The 20,330-nt window shown below is 41.8% G+C and carries 12 protein-coding genes, 1 other RNA gene and 3 pseudogenes; 7 read left to right on the forward strand and 9 right to left on the reverse strand.

The genetic code is table 11. From position 1 onward, the window contains the following. A partial coding sequence (locus WN50_RS19565; RefSeq protein ID WP_049560401.1) for an RNA-guided endonuclease InsQ/TnpB family protein occupies window positions 1-694 on the forward strand: 694 nt, incomplete at its 5' end. A gap of 244 nt (window positions 695-938) precedes the next feature. Here the strand turns inward: WN50_RS19565 and ctpC are convergent. The 6 genes and pseudogenes from ctpC to WN50_RS31055 all read right to left on the reverse strand — a co-directional run bounded on the left by ctpC (window position 939) and on the right by WN50_RS31055 (window position 9,543). Further along, complete coding sequence (gene ctpC, locus WN50_RS19575; protein ID WP_046279592.1) at window positions 939-2,222, reverse strand: carboxyl-terminal processing protease CtpC; 1,284 nt, start codon at window positions 2,220-2,222, stop codon at window positions 939-941. 256 nt (window positions 2,223-2,478) lie between these two features. Beyond that, complete coding sequence (gene ispG, locus WN50_RS19580; protein ID WP_046279591.1) at window positions 2,479-3,702, reverse strand: (E)-4-hydroxy-3-methylbut-2-enyl-diphosphate synthase; 1,224 nt, start codon at window positions 3,700-3,702, stop codon at window positions 2,479-2,481. A gap of 216 nt (window positions 3,703-3,918) precedes the next feature. Next, a pseudogene (locus WN50_RS19585) lies at window positions 3,919-4,485 on the reverse strand (SDR family oxidoreductase); the annotation flags it as partial. 50 nt (window positions 4,486-4,535) lie between these two features. Then, window positions 4,536-5,714, reverse strand: a complete 1,179-nt coding sequence (gene rnc / locus WN50_RS19590; RefSeq protein ID WP_046281561.1) for a ribonuclease III — start codon at window positions 5,712-5,714, stop codon at window positions 4,536-4,538. Between the two features lie 407 nt (window positions 5,715-6,121). After that, window positions 6,122-8,860, reverse strand: a complete 2,739-nt coding sequence (locus tag WN50_RS19595) for a valine--tRNA ligase (RefSeq protein ID WP_049560405.1) — start codon at window positions 8,858-8,860, stop codon at window positions 6,122-6,124. 326 nt (window positions 8,861-9,186) lie between these two features. Further along, the gene (locus tag WN50_RS31055) at window positions 9,187-9,543 is read right to left on the reverse strand and encodes a hypothetical protein (RefSeq protein ID WP_046278254.1); all 357 of its coding nucleotides are present in this window, start codon (window positions 9,541-9,543) and stop codon (window positions 9,187-9,189) included. Window positions 9,544-9,770: 227 nt separating this feature from the next. Here WN50_RS31055 and ssrS point away from each other — a divergent pair. Together ssrS and WN50_RS19605 are read left to right on the forward strand one after the other, a co-directional pair. Then, a non-coding RNA gene (gene ssrS, locus WN50_RS31490) (6S RNA) lies at window positions 9,771-9,962 on the forward strand. A 145-nt stretch (window positions 9,963-10,107) separates the two neighbouring features. After that, a complete protein-coding gene (locus tag WN50_RS19605; RefSeq protein WP_049560408.1) occupies window positions 10,108-11,073 on the forward strand; it encodes a GDSL-type esterase/lipase family protein in 966 nt (321 codons plus the stop codon). A 95-nt stretch (window positions 11,074-11,168) separates the two neighbouring features. On the opposite strand, the gene WN50_RS19610 is transcribed toward WN50_RS19605, so the two are convergent. Beyond that, the gene (locus WN50_RS19610) at window positions 11,169-11,372 is read right to left on the reverse strand and encodes a hypothetical protein (protein WP_046278253.1); all 204 of its coding nucleotides are present in this window, start codon (window positions 11,370-11,372) and stop codon (window positions 11,169-11,171) included. Window positions 11,373-11,804: 432 nt separating this feature from the next. On the opposite strand from WN50_RS19610, the gene WN50_RS19615 reads away from it, so the two are divergent. Both WN50_RS19615 and dcm read left to right on the forward strand, forming a co-directional pair. Next, window positions 11,805-16,271 carry a Calx-beta domain-containing protein gene (locus tag WN50_RS19615; protein ID WP_046278252.1) on the forward strand — a complete coding sequence of 1,489 codons (4,467 nt, stop codon included), beginning with the start codon at window positions 11,805-11,807 and terminating at the stop codon, window positions 16,269-16,271. A 134-nt stretch (window positions 16,272-16,405) separates the two neighbouring features. Further along, a complete protein-coding gene (gene dcm / locus WN50_RS19620) occupies window positions 16,406-17,698 on the forward strand; it encodes a DNA (cytosine-5-)-methyltransferase (RefSeq protein ID WP_046278251.1) in 1,293 nt (430 codons plus the stop codon). Between the two features lie 301 nt (window positions 17,699-17,999). On the opposite strand, the gene surE is transcribed toward dcm, so the two are convergent. Continuing rightward, window positions 18,000-18,677 carry a 5'/3'-nucleotidase SurE gene (gene surE, locus WN50_RS19625; protein ID WP_046281377.1) on the reverse strand — a complete coding sequence of 226 codons (678 nt, stop codon included), beginning with the start codon at window positions 18,675-18,677 and terminating at the stop codon, window positions 18,000-18,002. Between the two features lie 250 nt (window positions 18,678-18,927). On the opposite strand from surE, the gene WN50_RS19630 reads away from it, so the two are divergent. Beyond that, entirely contained in the window at window positions 18,928-19,488 is a 561-nt protein-coding gene (locus WN50_RS19630; protein WP_046281376.1) for a Uma2 family endonuclease, read from the forward strand. Window positions 19,489-19,668: 180 nt separating this feature from the next. On the opposite strand, the pseudogene WN50_RS19635 reads toward WN50_RS19630, so the two are convergent. Then, window positions 19,669-20,124 (reverse strand): annotated as a pseudogene (locus WN50_RS19635) (class I SAM-dependent methyltransferase); the annotation flags it as partial. Here WN50_RS19635 and WN50_RS19640 point away from each other — a divergent pair. Further along, a pseudogene (locus WN50_RS19640) lies at window positions 20,121-20,330 on the forward strand (methyltransferase domain-containing protein); the annotation flags it as partial. The pseudogenes WN50_RS19635 and WN50_RS19640 sit on opposite strands and share 4 nt — an antisense overlap.

The raw sequence follows: 20,330 nt of genomic DNA on the forward strand, positions 1-20,330 counted from the left end.
TAGTCGAGTCGCTGATTCTTGGTATCTGTCTGTAGCCTACGAATTTGAGCCAGAACAGACTGTAAAATCAAGAGAATACCTGGGTGTTGATGTTGGGGTTAAGGTATTAGCGACCTGTTCAGATGGTACTGTTTTTGCCAATCCAGCAGCCCACAAAAAAGCTCAAAAAAATCTGGCTCGACTTCAGCGCGAACTTTCTAGAAAACAGAAGGGTTCAAATAACAGGAATAAAGCTAGACTGAAACTCGCAAAAGCATATCAAAGAGTGGCTAACATCCGAAAAGATACAATTCATAAATTGACCTCATGGCTATGCAAAAACCACGCAGTCATCGGGTTAGAGGATTTGAATGTTTCTGGGATGTTAAAGAATCATAAGTTAGCGGGTGCTATTGCTGATTCGGCTTTTTCTGAAATTCGTCGCCAAGTTGAGTATAAGTCTGAGTGGTATGGTTCAAGCGTAGTGTTTGCTGATAGATTCTATCCGTCAACTAAAACCTGTTCAAATTGCGGTCACGTTCAAGAAATAGCACTGAAAGAACGAGTTTTTAACTGTAATAATTGCGGTGTAAGCATTGACCGCGATTTGAATGCCAGCCTGAATTTAGAAGGTTATGCCGAGGGCTTCTTGGTGAAATGCCTGTCTGACCGGGTGCTGCCGACAGTCCGGGGTGATGCAGGAAATAAACATTAACACGGTTTGTACCGCGTTATATCAGTTTTATAAAGCAGGGAAACCCAACCGATCCTCACAAACCCTATCAACTGTTTTGGCTTCCCCTTGATGAATTTCAGAACTTGTTCTGGCCAGAACAGCGAGAATTGATTGCAGCCTCTCAAGACTTGATCCGTCAGTCGGGGCGGGTTGAGAAAAGTGATTGATGAGAAACCCAGATCGAAGTGGAGGAGCGCCCCTACAGTGTTTCACCCATAAAAACTTACTTGGTTTTAGCTTGAGTCTTTTGAGCGGCAGCAATTTCTTGAGAGAGAACTTCGAGCGCTTTTGCAAATTGAGGATCGTCTAAAGTCCCAATTTTCGTGCGTTCTTTTCGGAGTTGTTCCCGTTGGGCGTCGGTTAGATCAATTTTCACATCCGGTTGAATGCCTTCGTGGTTGATATCTCGACCGTCGGGAGTAAAATATTTAGCAATGGTCACAGCCAGTCCTGAACCATTTCCCACACCGCGAACCGACTGAACTAAACCTTTACCAAAACTCTTGCTTCCGATTAATAAAGCCCGTTCGTTGTCTTGTAAAGCCCCGGAGAGAATTTCACTCGCACTCGCCGAACCGCCATCAATCAGAACAACCATCGGTTTATCGGTTAAAGCCCGATTATTGGCTTTTTGACGGTCAAGTTCGCCCCGACGATCTACAGTAGAAACGATATCCCCTTCATTCATCAACATCCGAGCAATTTCAATACTCGCGTAGAGCAAGCCACCCGGATTTGAACGCAGATCTAGAATATATCCTGTGACATTCTGTTTCTCAAGCTCGGTGATCGCTTCTCGCATTTCATCGGCGGCGTTAGCACTAAACGTATTTAGACGAACATAGCCGATGGTTCCCGTTGAACTATTTTGAGTCGAGTAGCGTACCGGATGAATTTCGATTTTCGCTCGTTTAATGGGAACGACCATTTCTTCGGAACCCCGCAGAATGGTCAGTGTGACCGAGGTTCCAACGGGGCCACGGATCAACTTCACTGCCTCGTTGATGTCCATGCCCTCGGTACTTTGGCCATCAATTTTCAGAACAATGTCCTGAGCTTGAACACCTGCATCAAAAGCCGGAGAATCTTCAATGGGAGAGATGACAATCAGCTTTTTCGAGTCTTCATCTTGAGTCAATTGAATTCCTACACCTGTGAGTTCTCCAGAGGTATCAATCTGCATATTCTTGAACTCTTCCGGGTCCATGAAGCGCGTGTAGGGATCATCTAGCTTCTCTAGCATCTCCCGGATGGCTTCATAAGCCTGTTCATCACTGGTGTAGTTCCGGTTCAGATATTCAGTCCGAACGGCTTTCCAATCAACTTGATTAAATGTTCCATCAACATAATTTTTTTCAATAATTTGCCAAACTTCGTCAATCAGTTCTTTAGGACTTTCTCGAAACGATGCTTGACTGGAGAGATGTATTCCTGCACCTGCAACCGCAACTGCTGCTAACATAACTGCCGTTGCACTGACAACAAGCCCACTTTTTGATACAACCATCTGTCTTATGAACCGGAGGAAAGGACTGCAATTTTATTATGCCCAATTTAGCACAGGTAATGCTAACTCATGTACTTCCAGTATACATATCTACAACCCGAAGGGGATATCAGGATAGCCTTGAAAGAGACAAGCCAACAATAATATCAATTCTGACAGCCTTTCAAATTTACCGCTTGTTTTAGGGCAATCTGTATAACGGACAACTTGAGTACAATGGGTAATCATCGTTGGATCTTGTCTCTTTTAGATTTACCTATGGATCAATCCAGCGTCCATCTGCTTTGATTAAATTAATTAATTCTTCAACTCCTTTGTCTTCTGGCACCTTTTTGACTTCTTCTCGTCCGCGATATAACGAGATTTGACCCGGTTGTTTACCGACATAACCGTAGTCTGCATCTGCCATTTCGCCAGGGCCATTGACAATACAACCCATCACGGCAATATCTAAACCGATTAAATGTTTGGTGGCTTCTCGGACTTGATGCAGCACATTTTCGAGGTTAAATAAAGTCCGACCACAAGAGGGACAGGCAACATATTCGACCATCGTTTTTCGCAGTCCCAACGCTTGCAAAATACTATAACAAACGGGAATTTCTTTTTCCGGTGCTTCTGTTAGAGAAACGCGAATGGTGTCACCAATTCCATCGGCTAATAACGTACCAATCCCTGCGGTAGATTTTATTCGACCATATTCACCATCTCCGGCTTCTGTGACGCCTAAATGCAGGGGATATTCCATTCCCAATTCATCCATGCGTTTCGCCATTAATCGATAGGCCGCTAACATCACGGGAACCCGAGACGCTTTCAATGAAATGACTAAATTTTGGAAGTCTAATGATTCACAAATGCGGATAAATTCTAAGGCTGACTCCACCATTCCTTCGGGAGTATCGCCGTAAGTAAATAGCATTCGTTCGGCTAAAGAACCATGATTAACACCAATTCGCATCGCTTTTCCTTGATCCCGCAAAGAAACCACTAACGGTTCTAAAGTTTCTCGAATTTTATCGCCAATTTCTTCAAATTCTGATTGAGTATATTCGCTGCGATCAGATTTGGGTTTTTCAAATACATATAAACCCGGATTAATCCGAACTTTATCAACGTGTTTGGCTACTTCTAAGGCGATTTTCATGCCATTATGATGAACATCCGCCACCAGGGGAACAGGTTGATAAGTTTGGGCGAGTTTTTGTTTAATTTCTCCGACGGCTTTGGCGTGACCCACACTCGGCACCGTGACCCGGACAATTTCGCAGCCAATTTCATGTAAACGACGAATAGCCGCTACTGAACCGTCGATATCCATTGTATCTTCATTGATCATCGACTGCACGACGACCGGATAACCCCCACCAATGGTAATAGTTCCGACTTGGACGGGACGGGTTTTGCGGCGATGAATCATTGTGTCAACAGGGGGTTGACTAGGGGTTGAATCTTCTGTGGGACGGGGTAGAGTTTGCATAGTGAGTTGTCGATGGCTGTAACAGAGATTTCAAAATATTTTTTCTCCTATTTATTAGGTTGCCATAGAAGGGGCATTTGTGGGAGAGGTCATTTCAGTCACCTCCTCACCCGTATTGTAGGGGCGGGTTCCGAACAAATCTATATCTTCCCCTGCAAAATTTTTAAAAACCCGCCCCTAACCCTTCACCAGTTTTTGGAGTACCTTAAGTTGATTTTAGATATCAATCATTTTGTGGGTCATTCCACCATCAACAACTACATTGATACCTGTGATAAATGTTGCTTCTTCTGATGCTAAATAAACCACCATTGCGGTAATATCTTTCGGCTGTCCGACTCGTCCGACAGGGTGTTGTTGATGATCTTTTTCGGTCAGTTTAGAGGCTTGATATTCTGAGGTAACAATCCAACCGGGACTCACACAATTAACCCGAATATCCGGCCCTAAACTGTTTGCTAAGGCATGAGTTAAAGCGACTAAACCGCCTTTAGCTGTTGAATAAATTTCTGTATTCGGTTCTGACATTAAGGCGCGTGTTGAAGCAATATTGATAATTGTACCTTGATGTTTTCGCAAATGGGGAACCGCATATTTTGTACAGAGAAAAGCGCCCGTTAAATTAACGGTTAATACTTTATGCCAACTTTCTAAACTCAACTGTTCGATGGGGTCATTTTCAGGATTGGAAATCGCCCCATTATTCACTAAAATATCCAAACGTCTAAATAATTCTATTGTTTGATGGATGGCAGTTTTAACGGATTCTTCGTTAGAAATATTAGTCTGAAAAAATAATCAATTTATCTTGAACGGGTCTATTTTATCCAAGACTATAGCAAATCTAAACGCCGAAGTGCATCGATAGCGGCTTGTTTTTCAGCTTCTTTTTTCTTTTTTCCAGTTCCTTCGCCGTAAAATTCTCCATTAATTATAACTTGAACTTCAAAAGTTTTATCGTGATCGTTCCCCGTTTCATCAACCAGAACATATTCGGGAATGGGTAGATTATTTGTTTGTGCTATATTCTGCAAACGTCCTTTAGGATCGATCAGATTTTGCTGAGGAATATGACTGTCAACTGTTCCAGTATCAACCGACTCAAAAAACGGTTTTATTAATTCTCGCACCGCTTCAATTCCTGAGTCTAAATAATAAGCGCCGATAACGGCTTCAAATGTGTTACTCAACAGCGAAGATTTTGTTCTACCGCCCTGTAATTCCTCTCCTTTTCCTAACTGCATCCACTCCCCTAAATTGAGTTGAATTGCAAATTGAGCGAATTGAGAATTATCTACAAGGTTAGAACGGCGACGGGTGAGTTCTCCTTCATCACGACGATGGGAATATTGTTCATACAGATAATCCCCCGCTAAAAAGTTTAATACAGAATCTCCCAAAAATTCCAATTGTTCATTATCGCCCTGAGTTTGTGTCGGATTTTCAAAAACATAAGTGCGGTGAGTTAAAGCCCGTTTAAGCAGTCTAGCATCTTGAAAGGGGATTTTTTCCAGAAGTTCTTTTAAACGTTCTCTAACGGATGATTCTTCGCCGGAGATTTGACTTTGATCGGGTCGAGATTGTTCTTTGAGTAACCGTTTTAATATTTCTTGTTTATGCTGATTAATTAACGTTTCCTGTTCGGCCGCACCAATTGTATTTAATAGCCGAGACATACTATCTAAAGCGCGATAGGTATCTTCTGTGGAAAAAGTAACTTGATGCGCCCATTTGTTACGAACGTCAATTAATTCGCTGGCTAAAGCCCTTTCTAAACGAGACTTAAAAGCTTTATCTCGTTCAATCATTATAGAGAGCAAATTATATATATCTTGCAGTTTATCTTCTGTTGAACGTTTGAGTGTAGTATCCTTCTTATTAGACAAGGCTTTTTCAGCTTGAGAAAGCCATTGACCCCCATAGGCTTCTCTCATCCGTTGTTCAAAATAAGGATATAAACCCTGTTTTAACAAGTCTAAACACCGACCAATTCTGTCACGGTTGTTGATCATAGCAGGTTGGATGAGTTCTAATGGTTCATATGTTAACTACACAATCTTAACAACTTAATTCCAGAAATTATCCTGAAAATCCCCTGAAAATTTTTAGATTGTTTCATCTGTTATATCAGGATAGATAATTTCATCATTTACAATAATACAAAATTTATATGATTTTCACGGGTGTAGGGGCGTGTAGGGGCGTGTAGGGGCGTGTAGGGGCGCAAGGCTTGCGCCCTCTGATGCGCCCTCTGATGCGCCCTTTCATGGTCTGTTTCATTCAATTAAATCTAAATAATGCGTCAATTTTCACAAGCTAATATTGGGGTCGGGCGGGTTTAGTTTAATCTCTGATTTATATTATAGATATTGGCTGAACCCGCCCCTACAAAATGGGGAATGAAAACCCGGTTTTAGGGTTAGGAATTAGACTGAAGTTGTTGTAAGCGATCGCGTAAAATCTCGGCTTGTTTTTCGGCTTCTGCTAACGCATCTCTGGCTGTTTGCACAACTTCGGGGTCAGCTTTATCGACAAAATTACGATTACTTAACCGCCGAGAAATTGATTCTATTTCCTTCTGGACTTTCTCTAATTTTTTCTCGGTTCGTTGTTGTAAACCCGCAAGATCAACCACACCCGCCAACGGTATTAACGCTTGAACCGTACCAATTACACCCGCGATGGTTTGACCTAAATCTTCGGGTAAAGTCTCAGTAATATTCAAGGTTTCAATCTTCACTAAATCTTTGAGATAGTCTTCCCCTTTTGTTAGGAGATCCCGTTCTTTTGCATTTTCACTTTGCAGAATTGCGGTAACTTTTACTTTCGGTTTAATATCTGCATCCGCCCGCAGGTTTCTTAACGTCCGAATAGTACCAAAGATTAACTCAAATTCGGTTTCTAGTTCCTCATTAATGAACCCTGTTTCTAACTGCGGATAAGACTGAACTGCTAAACAATCTTCTTCGCCCGTTTGGGTTAACGTATGCCAAATTTCCTCGGTAATATGAGGCATAAACGGATGCAACAGCTTCAGAATTCCTTCTAAAACGTATGCTAATGTTTGTTGGGCGACTTGTTTTGAGGCTGTATTTTCCCCTTGTAAACGAGGTTTAACCAGTTCAATATACCAGTCACAAAAATCACCCCAGATGAACTCATATTGTTCTCTGGCGGCTTCTCCCAACCCGTAACTTTCCAGATAATCACAGGTTTGTTTAACGGTTTTATGGAAGCGAGACAATATCCATTTATCGCACAATTCTAACTTTTCGTTATCCGGTTGTCCCAACTGTTGAGGGCTTTTTCCCTCTAAATTCATCATCACAAACCGAGACGCATTCCAAATTTTATTGGTAAAGTTGCGGGAGGTTTCAACAGAACCCGATTCATCTTTTTCGCGGTCATATTCTAGACGAATATCCTGACCCGCTCCCATGACTTCTCGAATTAAAGTATATCGAACCGCATCTGTTCCATACTTATTAATCAGCAATAACGGGTCAATACCATTTCCGGCAGTTTTTGACATTTTCTTGCCGTTTTCATCGAGAATTAACCCGTGAATATAAACGGTTTTAAACGGCATTTTATCCATAAAATATCCCGCCATCATCGTCATCCGGGCGACCCAGAAGAAGATAATATCAAAGCCTGTTGATAGGGTATTTGTCGGGAAATACGTTGCTAAATCTTCCGTTTCTTCGGGCCATCCTAACGTTGAAAAGGGCCACAAACCCGAAGAAAACCAAGTGTCTAATACATCGGGTTCTTGTTGCAATTTAACGTCTTTGCCAAATTTTTCAGTAGCTTTTTTAACGGCTTCTTCTTCGGTTTTGGCGACAACAAACGGGGTATTATCGGTAATTTCTCCGTCGGTTTCGCTAACAGCATACCAAGCGGGAATTTGATGTCCCCACCACAATTGACGAGAAATACACCAATCTTCTAATTTTACCAACCAATCTCGATAAACTTTCATCCAACGTTCGGGTGCAAAAGCGGGAGAATCTTCGTTATCGAGACAATTTAACGCCTTATCTGCGAGGGGTCGAATTTTCACAAACCACTGAGTTGATAATAGCGGTTCGATAGGAACTTTTCCGCGATCGCTATAGGGAACACTATGTTTATAATCTTCTATTTTAACTAAAAATCCCTCTTTTTCCAACTGTTTAACCACATTTTTTCGGGCGACAAATCGATCTTGTCCTTCAAAGCTTCCGGCGTTTTCATTCAACGAACCATTTTTATTTAAAATATTAATCATCGGCAGTTGATGACGTTGACCCATTTGAAAATCGTTCGGGTCGTGGGCGGGTGTTACTTTGACACAACCTGTTCCAAATTCGGGGTCTACAAATTCATCGGCGATAATCGGAATTTCCCGATTCATAATCGGTAATGTTACCGTTTTTCCGATTAAATGTTTGTAGCGAGGATCATTGGGATTGACTGCAACTGCGGTATCGCCTAACATGGTTTCAGGGCGAGTTGTTGCCACTTCAACATAGCCATTTCCTTCTGTTAACGGATAACGAAAATGCCACAAATTCCCCTGAACTTCTTTATTTTCAACCTCAACATCTGACACCGCAGATTCACTCGCCGGACACCAATTTACCATGTATTGACCGCGATAAATTAGCCCGTCTTCATACAACCGAACAAAGGCTTCAATTACCGCATTGGCTAACCCAACATCGAGGGTAAAACGTTCTCTTGTCCAGTCGGCTGAAATTCCTAAACGTCGCAGTTGTCCTGTAATTGTACCGCTTGATTGTTCTTTCCATTCCCAAGCCCGTTCAAGAAATTTTTCTCGTCCTAAGTCAAAACGGGTTTTTCCTTCTTGTTTGAGTTGTCGTTCAATAACACTATGAACCGCAATACTCGCATGGTCAGTTCCGGGAAGATAAAGCGTATTATAGCCTTTCATCCGATGATAACGAATGAGGGTATCAATCAAGGAATTATTGAAAGCGTGACCCATGTGCAGGCTTCCCGTGACGTTGGGGGGCGGAATCATAATACAATAGGGTGAGCCGGGATGGTTGGGGTCGGCTTTGAAGGTTTGTTTCTCCTCCCAGTAGGTTTGCCATTTGGCTTCGGTGGTAAACGGGTCGTATTTGCTGGGAAGGTTGGGGATAGTTGAGGTCATGGGCGATAATTGCAGACAATGTGAGCGTTTTGAATTGCTCTTAACATTTTGCCACAAAGCCAGAAGACCTAGAAACTTAATCTCGAACTTCTCAACTTTTACGGAAATTTCTACCAACAAAAAACAAACTCCCTGGGTTAGAGGGAGATGAACGGTTTATGTGGTTTTGTTTTAATAATCCTCAAGTGGTTTGACAAGCTTTAGGAACGGTTGAAAAAGACGTTAAAATTGTGATTGATCAGTACAAAAGGATTTATATTCCGAGCGATGTTACTAATACTGCAACGTTTGTGCGTTCGGTTTCTCGGTTGTCAAAAATCAGACTACTACTCATAATATTCGTAAGTGTCGCCATCGCACACACTCACACCGGATTGAATTAAAGCCCCTTCTCCGACTGTTCCCTCGGCATTTGGCCCTAAAACGCCCATGAAGTCGTACAGACAATCTCCGCGACCATCATCAATTACAATAGTGACTGATTCTCCAGGTCCTAGAACTTCACTACCTAAAATATCTTCTTCCCAGTCCTCAACTTGAGGGGGTGAAGCGTAGAACTCTTGTAAATTGCGACTGGTACGATTAACTAAGGTAAAGCTAACACTTTCAGTTTCGGCTTGAGCTTGCGTAGCGAACAGACCTATGATTAAGACTAACCCAAACACTACCCTTGATTTCAACATTGCTATTGCCCTGCTGTGTTTTATTAATTCGAGTCTACTGCTACCCACCCTCAAGTCGCATCAGGACATTTACGGAATTCTGTTGATGTCTCACTATCTCGAAAATCCGTAATTTCACGTAAATAGATGACAGGTATCGGGAGGTGGGGTTCCGGGGAAGACCTGATGAAGAAATAAGTAAATTTACCTCTCCACAGTTGAACAAGAATAGTTATAATAGTGAACAGGTTCTGCTGCGGCGTTGGTGACTGCCTTTATGTTTTTTTGATCTGTAAATCTCAATATTCGGGAACCAGAGAAACTTTGAGTGGCAGTATACCGGACTTAGCATCCGGAAACTTCAAGCTCAACAAAGGTACCCACTTTAAAAAAGTATATTGAGGTCAAAAACTGGGGTAAAACGGCGCTGCGGTAAGCCTACATCTGAACGATACAAGTGTGTTCTCCAGTTTGTCCTGTGTGAACACCAAGATGTTTGTCGGGTTTTTGAGAATTTTCAAGTTTGGGAGGATTTAAGCCAGTCCGATGCTAAGATTGGCTTAAATTTTTTTACTTTTTAGTCTTATGTCTGTGCCTAAAACGGGTTTAGAAATGTTCCAGCAACGGCTTGTCGCTCTCTATAACAAGCAAATATACACCCGTTTACCAACTCCTGCTTTTACTCCCCTTTCTCGGGACTGGATACAGATTTTTCACGATGAAGCTCAGTTAATGAAACAAGTCATTGCTTCTCAATCTAATTCTACACGTTTGGGGGTTTTATTGGGGGATTCTCTGAGTATGTGGTTTCCCGCTTCTTTGCTTCCTGAAGGAAGATTTTGGCTAAATCAAGGGATTTCTGGAGATACAACCGGAGGAATTTGTAAACGGTTGTTTGCTTTGGATGCGGTTAAACCGGATGCAATTTATATTCTCGCTGGAATTAACGATTTAAAGTTAAAAACTCCGCTCAAGATTATTCTAGCAAACTATCGCCGCATTTTGCAAGATTTACAACAAAAACATCCGAATTCTCAGCTTTTTGTTCAATCTTTATTCCCGACTTTGTTACCCAGTCAGTTTTTATCTTTTACGATTCCTAATTCTCAAATTCTGCAACTCAACCAAGAACTTAAAATACTCGCTCAACAAGCAGGTGCTATTTATCTCGATTTTCATTCTCGCTTTAGCGATCATTCAGGTAATTTGCAGTCAAAATTCACAACAGATGGATTACATTTAAGTTCAGTTGGTTATCAAGTGTGGCAATTTGCTTTATCTCAAAGCGAATCTCGTTTGGCAAAAAAAAGAGATGAAAAGTATCAGAAATGGCTGCTATCTTCGCCCGAATTTAAGTTAAATGGAAAGTCCTATCGTTGGATTTCCTACAGCGTTAAACCGCGAGATACTTTAAAAACGATTGCTCTGGAAGTCTTTGGAACGGATGAATTTGACTACTGTGATTTGATTGCCATCCGAAATCAGCTCATTTCTGAATCGGTTCAAGACTATCAACGGCTTGAAATTCCTGTGATTCAATCCCCTGATTAAACCGACCAAAAATCTAAATAAGTAAAAGCAGACTCTCTACTGAATGTGAACTTCGAGTTTCTAGTCTGCTTTGATCACAACTTTTAAGGATTAATCTATAGAGACATCGAATTGGCTTGTCGAGAAGCCATTTTTTCAAAATAAGCTTGAGTTTGTTGTAACATTTGCTCGCGACTATCTTTACCTTCTTGAGTCAAAGCGGGAACCAAGTTACGAGCCTGCAACGTCATGTGAAGTTGAAGGTCAGCCACATACTCGCTGACATCGTGATGCAGTGAACAAGACGGATATTGTGTCATCTGTGAATGTGAATTCAAAGTGTTCTCCTGGTGGTAAGTCAACTGCAATCGGTAAACACCTCTAGACAGTATCATGCAGAACAGGCTTTCTCGTCAAACGCTTAACGATCTGTAATCCTGAGTCCCAAAGTCGTTTATACTCTGTTACATTTCACTTGGCGACCGTAAACGAGAACCTGATCAACAGAAGACCTACTGGGAATTGCTTCCGGTTGAAAAAATGTTAATAGCCTAGCCCATAGTGGGTAAGCTAAAACAGATTTGAAACCACCTGATGTGTATTCCCTTAAAGATGCAACAGTCAAGTCCTAGCAAGGGTTTGGGATTCTCCCTTCACCTCCGTTAGACTCCTGCTTGATTGTGTTCATTTTTACAATGATCCTTCACAGTATTCACATTTGAACTGTCCACCTGTTCACGAACACGAGTGTTATGGCTAATATTATCGGTGCTGAAGATCCAGATTTACTTGAGGGAACACTTGAGGCTGACCTCATTCAAGGACTAGCAGGGGATGATACCCTGATTGGTTTCCTGGGTAATGATACGCTACAAGGAAACTCAGACAATGACTCGATTCTCGGAAGTCGAGACGATGATCTATTACAAGGGGACGAGGGAAACGACTCTTTATTCGGCGAATTTGGGAATGATACCGTTGAAGGCGGCTTAGGAGACGACTTTTTATTCGGTAACGAAGGCGATGATTTCATCAGTGATATTGGCGGAAGCGATACCCTCTATGGCGGTCAAGGCAATGATACGCTTGTTAACTTAGAAGGCAATGACCAACTATTTGGCGATCTCGATAATGATATCCTCTACACAGGCTTAGGCTTGAATACCCTGACAGGAGGAGCGGGAGCCGACTTATTTGTGATTGGTCGCTCACTCAATGGCGGCTTAACAGATATTATTACTGATTTTCGAGCCGGATTTGATTTAATTGCCTTAACAGATGATTTAGAATTTGAAGATTTAGAATTCGTTCAAACCGGAAACGATACAACGATTATTGATCGCGAAAGTCGGGAAGAATTGGCGATTTTACAAGCCACTCAACGCAATACTCTGATTCGCTCGAACTTTACCAAATCCATCTCGACAATTACTTCTGTCGTGGAGTTTAGTGAACAATCCATTCAAATTCGAGAAAATCAAACTTCTGCTTTTGTAGAAATCGGCATTCAACGGACAGGTTCTCCCCTCAACACCGTTGGCGGAAAATTGTTGCTATCAGAAGCGAATTCTTCGTCTGACGATTTAGACTTGTCCCCTGAAGGAATTGAAGTTATTTTTGCTCCCTTTGAAACCTTCAAACGAGTAACTATTCCTATTAATAACGATGATCAATTTGAAGGAGATGAATCGATTAGTTTGCGGTTAACTGATCCGATTGGCGGCGCCACGATTGGGGAACAGAGCGAATTAGTGGTTAATATTGAAGATGATGAGCGACCCCCTACGCCGACTCCGACACCCACCCCCACACCCACACCCGACGACGATACACTGACTATTCCTCCCACTCCGCCGATTACTGCCTCAACGGTTTCGGTTTCCGTATCACCGACAAACGTTCCAGAAGATCAAGGTCAGGGATTAGTTTATACTTTTAGCCGTTCTAGTGGTTCTCTGTTAACAGGGATTATTGTTGATTTTGCGATCGCAGGAAGTGCTGAGTTAGGAACAGATTATACCGTAACGGGAGCCTTAGAATTTTCCGACGGAGAGGGAACTATTGTTTTTGCACCGAATGAATCTACAACTCAAATAACTCTCACTCCTGTTGCCAATGATATCTTTGAAGCCGATAAAACGATTGAATTAACGATCGCAGAATCGGGAACTTTGTATGAAGCTGATCCAGCAGGTCAGTCCGCCACAGGTACGATTGTCAACGACGATGATCCCCCCGATCCCCCTGTTTACGACTTTAGCAAAGCCGAATTTATTGGGGTTGAAGGCGATCCCGACAATCGGCAACAAGTTGAAATTATTGTTAGTCGCTCGGCGGATGTCGATTTACAGTCACAAGTTGATATTATTTTAACCGATGGCACAGCGATTGAGGGAACCGATTATCAAACTCCGCCTCAGCCAACACCCCTGATCTTTTTACCTGGAGAAACCGAAAAATCGGTATTCGTTGATCTGATTCCCAATACAGAGGAACAACCCTCAAGAAGCCTCAATCTCAGCTTTGATAACTTCCAAATTATTGCAGATGGTAATCCGATTATCGGCGGACAAGTTGGTGTCAATAACCCAGCCGCCACAATCACAATTAACGATGATGACGGCGCCACAACCTACGAGTTTAACAACTCCTTGTTTACAACCTCCGAAGGCGATGTTTTAAACACTGTTGATGATGTCGTTGAAATCATTCGGACAGGACGCCTTGATCCTTCTTCAGTGACGGTAAACTTGCAGGGAATTAATAACGCTTTACCGGGTGTTGACTTTGCCGCAGGGCCAATTACAGTTGATTTTGCAGCGAATCAAACCATTGCAACAGTTCCCATTGAGATCATCGGAAATGTGATTCCGCAGCCGAATAAAACGGTCAGGTTATCGTTAGCCCCTTCTACCGGACAACAGGTTGGGACGGAAAATCCGACGGCTAATTTAATTATTGTTGATGATGACGACATTCCCACCTACGACTTTACCACCAGTCAGTACACAGCCAGTGAAGATGACGGGATAACAGAAGTCGTAACTGTTCTTCGCAGTGGAAATGCCGAGGCGGCGTCCTCGGTGGATGTGGTTCTGACAACGGCAGCATCAGACGGCGCTATACCTGGAGAAGATATTACACCCGAACGAGTTACCGTGAATTTTGCGCCCGGTGAAACCACTCAAACAATACCTCTAGAAATCATAGACGATACGATAGAAGAAGAAGCCGAAGCGGTGAATTTACGCTTGGAAAACTTTGCGCCCCAAGGACAAACAGGTAACACGTTCCCAACTGCGAATTTATCGATTTTAGATAATGATTCGCCTCCAGTTTACAATTTTTCTTTGGCGAATTTCAGCACTGTGGAAGGTAATGCAGTTAATCAAACAACCGTTGTTGAAGTCTCTCGTTCCGGGGAAACTACTAATGCTTCTCGGGTGGATGTGGTTCTGACTCAGCAAACTGCCGAAGCGGGTACTGATTATGTAAACAGCCCGATTACGATTGAGTTTGCTCCGGGTGAAACGACTCAAATCGTACCGATTCAAATTTTAGGTGATGATCGCGTCGAAAGTGATGAAACGCTGGGATTGAGTTTTGACAATTTCATCATTATTGGTAACAATGGTCAGGAAATTGAGGGCGGACGGGCTGGAACGTCGCAACCGCAGTCAGTTTTAACAATAGAAAATGATGATACGGCGACGGTTTCTATTACCGCTATTCAAACTGATGCGATTGAAGCCGATCTGAGTCGAGAAATAGAGGCTCAAAATGGTATATTCCGTATACAGCGATCGCCTGATCCGGTGGGTGAGTTAACCGTTAATTTGACAGTTTCAGGCAATAAACTGTTATTAACTCAGCTATTAACTCAGCCAGAATTTGAGTTGAAAATTGGTGAGGAACCTGTTGAGATAGTGGTTGATGCAGCAACAAATACCGCGACTGCAACGGTAACGCTTCCCAATCAAGCGGCGAGTGTGGATATCACGTTAATTCCCCTTGATGATGATCAAGCTGAAGCTAGTGAATCCCTGACGTTAACGATAGCAGAAATTGACGCTTCTGAATATGTGATTGATTCGGAAGATAACGAAGCAACGGTTACTCTGTTGGCGAATGATACACAAGTCACCCGTTTAACGGATAGCGATCAAATTGACGATGAACAGGCTTATTTTGATGCGGTTGAGGGTTCGTTGCGACAAGCGTTAATTAATGCTGAAAGCTTTTCTGATGCCGATACGATTACCTTTGCTCCTCAAGCTGCTGGTGTTAATACGATTAATTTGGTTGCAGCATTACCCAATATTAACAGTAATATTACGTTTGACGGCCCTGGTGCCAATCGCCTAACGATTCAGCGCGATGTTGAAGAAGCCTTTAACATTTTCACCATCAATGGTGGAATAGTTCAAATTGAAGGTTTAACAATTGCGAACGGATTAGCTGAAGGAACGATAGATGATGCTGAAAATACCACTCAGGGAAGCCGGGGTGGTGCAATTGATATTTCATCGACATCAAGCGTTGTAGTGATAGAAAATAGTGTGATTCAAGGAAGTCGAGCTAATAATGGAGGAGCGATTGCTAACCTAAGCCGTTCATTAACCATTAATAACAGCACAATTACAGATAATACAGGAAGTAATGGTGGAGGTATCCTGAATTTAGGTGGCACAATTCGGATTACTAACAGTACAATTGCTAACAATAATGCTGATTCGGGAGGGGGTATCTTTAACTTTGGTGGATTGACTCTCACGAATAGCACAATTGCTTACAATACTGCTGAAAGCGGTGGTGGAGGTTTGACCAATTTAGAGACAGCTAATCTCAAAAATACCCTGGTTGCAGCTAATAATGCTCCTAATAATCCTGATATTTCAGCAGGAGTAGAGTTTCCCGTTAATAGTGGTGGAAATAACTTAATTGGAAATGCAACAGGTGTTAATGGGTTAACAAATGGACAAAACGGCGATATTGTTGGTGTTGCGCCTGATGCTTTGTTCATCGATACTTTAGCTGATAATGGGGGACTCACTCCAACGATCGCATTATCAACAGGAAGTAGTCCAGCGATTAATGCGGGAGATGCCGAATTTTCGGGCGTATTTACAGTTCCCGGAGCGTTCGATCAACGAGGTGACGGATTCCCTCGAATTGTTAACAATGTGATTGATATTGGGGCGTTTGAGTTCCAAGGTTAACCCATTTGTAGGGGCGCTCTTGCTTGCGCCCTGATATTGCTATAAACCCGGTTTTGCAAATAAACTGGGTTTTCTATTTACCCGAAAAACTGCTATAATATCTTTCAGAATAGACCGAAATCAATACAGTTGTAGTGCTTAAGTTCATTGACCTATTTGCGGGAATAGGGGGTTTAAGATTAGGGTTTGAAAAGGGAATTGAGTCTATTGGTTTGAGGGGAGAATGTGTGTTAGCTAGTGAAATTGATAGCGACGCCAATCAAGTCTATTCTCAAAATTTTCAGCACATTCCCGCCGGAGATATTCGCCAAATTCAATCTTTACCTGAACATGATGTTTTACTCGCTGGTTTTCCTTGTCAGTCTTTTTCCTATGCGGGAAAAAAACAAGGCTTTGGGGAGATTCGCGGAACACTATTTTTTGAAATAATGCGGCTGATTGACACCCATAAACCCAAAGTGTTAATCTTGGAAAATGTGCGGGGTTTAACCACCCATGATAACGGTAAAACTTTAGCGACCATTGAACATGAAATCCAATTAAGAGGCTACAGTTTTTATAAATTTGTTTTAAATAGTGTTAACTTTGGCTTACCTCAAAATCGGGTTCGCGTTTACATGATTGGGGTATTAAACGCATCTCCTCAATTTAACCTGATTTCAGACGTAGGGCCGAAAGATACTCATGCTTATAATGCAGTTCAGCTTAATTCTTATAGTTTAAACGATTTACCACCAAAAGTCAAAGATATTCTCGAAGAAAATCCAGATTCATCGTTTGATTGTTCACCGGAATTTGTACAAGCCTTAAACAAAGTGGTTCAGGGAGATTTTAACAAATTACATGGAGTTAGATTAATTGACTATCGGGGTGGAAATTCTATTCATTCTTGGGAATTGGGTTTGCGAGGAGAATGTAGCGAAGATGAAATCAATTTAATGAATTTACTGATAACGGAAAGACGCCAGAAAAAATTTGGCAAACATCAAGATGGTAAACCGTTAAATTTTGAACAAATTGCTAGTTTTTTTAAACATCCGAATCTCCCCAAAATATTAGAGTCTCTTGTCAAAAAGCGTTATTTACAAATGACCAACGGACAATATAAACCCGTTTCAGGTAACTTCTCTTTTGAAGTTTATAAATTTCTCGATCCAGAGAAAGTATCTGTCACCTTAGTCGCGAGTGATGCGAATCGAATTGGAGTTTATCACAATAATAGAGTTCGTCGAATTACGCCTAGAGAAGCCGCCCGTTTACAGGGATTTCCCGATAGCTTTCAACTTCATTCTAATCCCAAAAAAGCCTTTTATCAATTGGGAAACTCAGTAAGTATTAATGTAATTACCGCTATTACTCAAGATGTCATATCGATCATCTGGAACAATTCAATGCAGAATATTACCTGTAATATCATGTCCGGTTGAACAGTTATAAATAAACGACAGAGGAGTCAGGAGTCAGGAGTCAGGAGTCAGGAGTCAGGAGGAAATCAAGAAGAAGAAAGAGGAGGATTATGAGAAAGTTTTTTATCACTAATTATCCGGACATGATATAGCAGAAATCAGGAGACAGGAGACAGAATTGAAACCTTTATCATAAAAGGATTTGACAGAAAAACAGTGTCCTAATCAACTCTTTCTCTGCTATATAACACAATTATAACTTGGTTCAGGAGATAAAATTTCTATTGAGCAAAATTCAAACCCTAAAAAACATCCTGATCTATTATAATGTAATTAAAGTCACAGCAATTTTCCCCCCAAAACAAACATCAACATCGGTTTCAGGCGTGCGTTGGCGTTGGCTGTAATTCCCAATATAAAAATAATCTTCCCCTTCTACTTTATAATCAATCGGTAACGGTTTTGTAGACGGTTGACAAAAGACCATTTCCGGTTCGGGTGCGTCCGGTTCAAGATAGGGAAAATTCACATTCCAAAAACTTCCGGGTTCTAAAGGACGGTTCAATAAGTCTTTTAAAACAATTTGACTCCAGCTTGTTGTTTGTTCCCAGTTAACAGGTCTTCCCCCTTTTCTATATTGAGAAAGCGCAATTCCACGAATTCCATGAAAAGCCGCTTCTCTCACCGCCGCAACCGTACCCGAAATATACACATCTATGCCTAAATTTCCCCCTGAATTAATACCTGAAAGCACCCAATCAATTTGGGGACAAAAATGAGTAATTGCCAGACGAATACAGTCAGCCGGAGTCCCCGCAACAGCGTATTCAGTATCACAACGATGTTCAACATGAATGGGTGATTTTGTTGTTACTTTATGACCACAACCGGATACTTCTTGTTGGGGGGCGACAAATATTCCTTGATGGTTAATTGCTTCAGATAATGCGCGAATACCGGGTGCATCAATACCATCATCATTGGTGAGTATAATCGTCATGTTTAATTTTAGCAAGTAGATTTTTAAAACTCTACAGATAATCTTAAGTTAATATTGCGCTTTTTCTAAATTTTTTTGGGGTAGCCAAATTAGTGCCAAAATGCCGCGACTGACCCTCAACTCAGAACTATCGAGAAAAGCCATCGTAGCTCTATTGTAGAACAGTTAGCACAGCACTCAATAGTCGGATTCGGTATAATACGAAGTAGAATCAATCTAGAGCGTTTAACCATTCAGTTTTCTAAAATTCATGGTACAATCGATTCAAACTCTGACCCTGCAAGAATTTCTAAAGCAGCCAGAAACTAAACCTGCTTGTGAATATATTGACGGAGATATTATTCAAAAACCAATGCCACAAGGAGAACACAGTGCAATTCAAACTGAGTTAGCAACTGCAATTAATGCTTCTCTCAAACAACAACGAATTGCCAGAGCATTTTGCGAACTTCGCTGTACGTTTGAAAATCGTTCAATTGTACCCGATATTTCGGTTTTTACTTGGGAAAGAATTCCCCGACAAGAAAATGGTCGAGTTGCCAATACTTTTCCCATTCCACCCGACTGGATGATTGAGATTCTCTCTTCCGATCAAAGTCAAACAAAAGTCACAAAAAAGATTTTATATAGTCTAAAATATGGAACCCAAATGGGATGGTTAATTGATCCGGAGGATTTATCTATATTTGTACATTTACCCGAGCAAGCGACAACTTTTTATGATCAACCCACAGCCGAATTACCCGTACCTGAATTTGCCAAAAGTTTTAAAATAACCGTACAAAACTTATTTGACTGGTTGCTAGAGTAAGAAATTAACTCTTAACGAACCTAACCGGATGGAACCCATTTCAAAAAACAGCGATTTCCTTGTTTTTCCATAATTTCTGCACCCAAACAAAGATTTGTTTTCGCCCCGTCCAACCCGTCCTCGTCATTGTCAAAGAAACCGGGTTTTTGGGGTTTACCTGACGGAAAATATTTTTTCTAATTAAACTTGTGCGGTTTCAGTGATTGTAGTATTAGTTAATTGTAGCGGTGAATTTGCCCTGACAGCCCGAAACATTCCAAACCGACAAAGACCCGTCCCAAACGCTAACCGCATCAACAACAAAGTCGGGACTTCTCGCAAAGATTTAATAAAACCCGAGAAACCAAAACTCACTAATCCCTGGGGTCTGGCGATTCCTTGCCAAATCGAATCGAACCAAGAAGGTAGGGTTTGTTTTGTCCAATCTGCGGTGCTTACCTGCCCTTCTACAAGCCCCGTTTCAGCTAATAGTTCGGAAAAGCCTTCTATACTCGAAAAAGCCGGATGTGACCATTGATCGAGGAGTTGACGCATCACAGGTTTTTCCCAAACATTAAGCGGAATTTGCCGATCATCGCGTTGATTCCAGTCAGCCACAACCAACACGCCACCCGGTTTGACGACTCGCAGGAGTTGATGCTAAATTTCAAGTCGATGATGCAATGGCGCTGTCTTTCCCCGATGCGAGTTTTGATGTAGTATGGTCTGTTGAGGCTGGCCCCCATATGCCGGATAAAGCGATTTTTGCTAAAGAGTTGCTGCGAGTCGTCAAACCGGGTGGCGTGTTGGTTGTGGCTGACTGGAATCAACGCGATGATCGGCAAATTCCGCTTAATGTTTGG

The sequence above is a fragment of the Limnoraphis robusta CS-951 genome (genome assembly GCF_000972705.2).

What these genes read in the sequence shown, in the direction of transcription:
- WN50_RS19630 (WP_046281376.1), top strand. Translation starts at nt 18,928, where the DNA reads ATGGTACAATCGATTCAAACTCTGACCCTGCAAGAATTTCTAAAGCAG.
- ctpC (WP_046279592.1), bottom strand. Translation starts at nt 2,222, where the DNA reads ATGGTTGTATCAAAAAGTGGGCTTGTTGTCAGTGCAACGGCAGTTATG.
- WN50_RS19615 (WP_046278252.1), top strand. Translation starts at nt 11,805, where the DNA reads ATGGCTAATATTATCGGTGCTGAAGATCCAGATTTACTTGAGGGAACA.
- surE (WP_046281377.1), bottom strand. Translation starts at nt 18,677, where the DNA reads ATGACGATTATACTCACCAATGATGATGGTATTGATGCACCCGGTATT.
- WN50_RS19610 (WP_046278253.1), bottom strand. Translation starts at nt 11,372, where the DNA reads ATGACACAATATCCGTCTTGTTCACTGCATCACGATGTCAGCGAGTAT.
- WN50_RS19605 (WP_049560408.1), top strand. Translation starts at nt 10,108, where the DNA reads ATGTCTGTGCCTAAAACGGGTTTAGAAATGTTCCAGCAACGGCTTGTC.
- ispG (WP_046279591.1), bottom strand. Translation starts at nt 3,702, where the DNA reads ATGCAAACTCTACCCCGTCCCACAGAAGATTCAACCCCTAGTCAACCC.
- WN50_RS19595 (WP_049560405.1), bottom strand. Translation starts at nt 8,860, where the DNA reads ATGACCTCAACTATCCCCAACCTTCCCAGCAAATACGACCCGTTTACC.
- WN50_RS31055 (WP_046278254.1), bottom strand. Translation starts at nt 9,543, where the DNA reads ATGTTGAAATCAAGGGTAGTGTTTGGGTTAGTCTTAATCATAGGTCTG.
- rnc (WP_046281561.1), bottom strand. Translation starts at nt 5,714, where the DNA reads ATGATCAACAACCGTGACAGAATTGGTCGGTGTTTAGACTTGTTAAAA.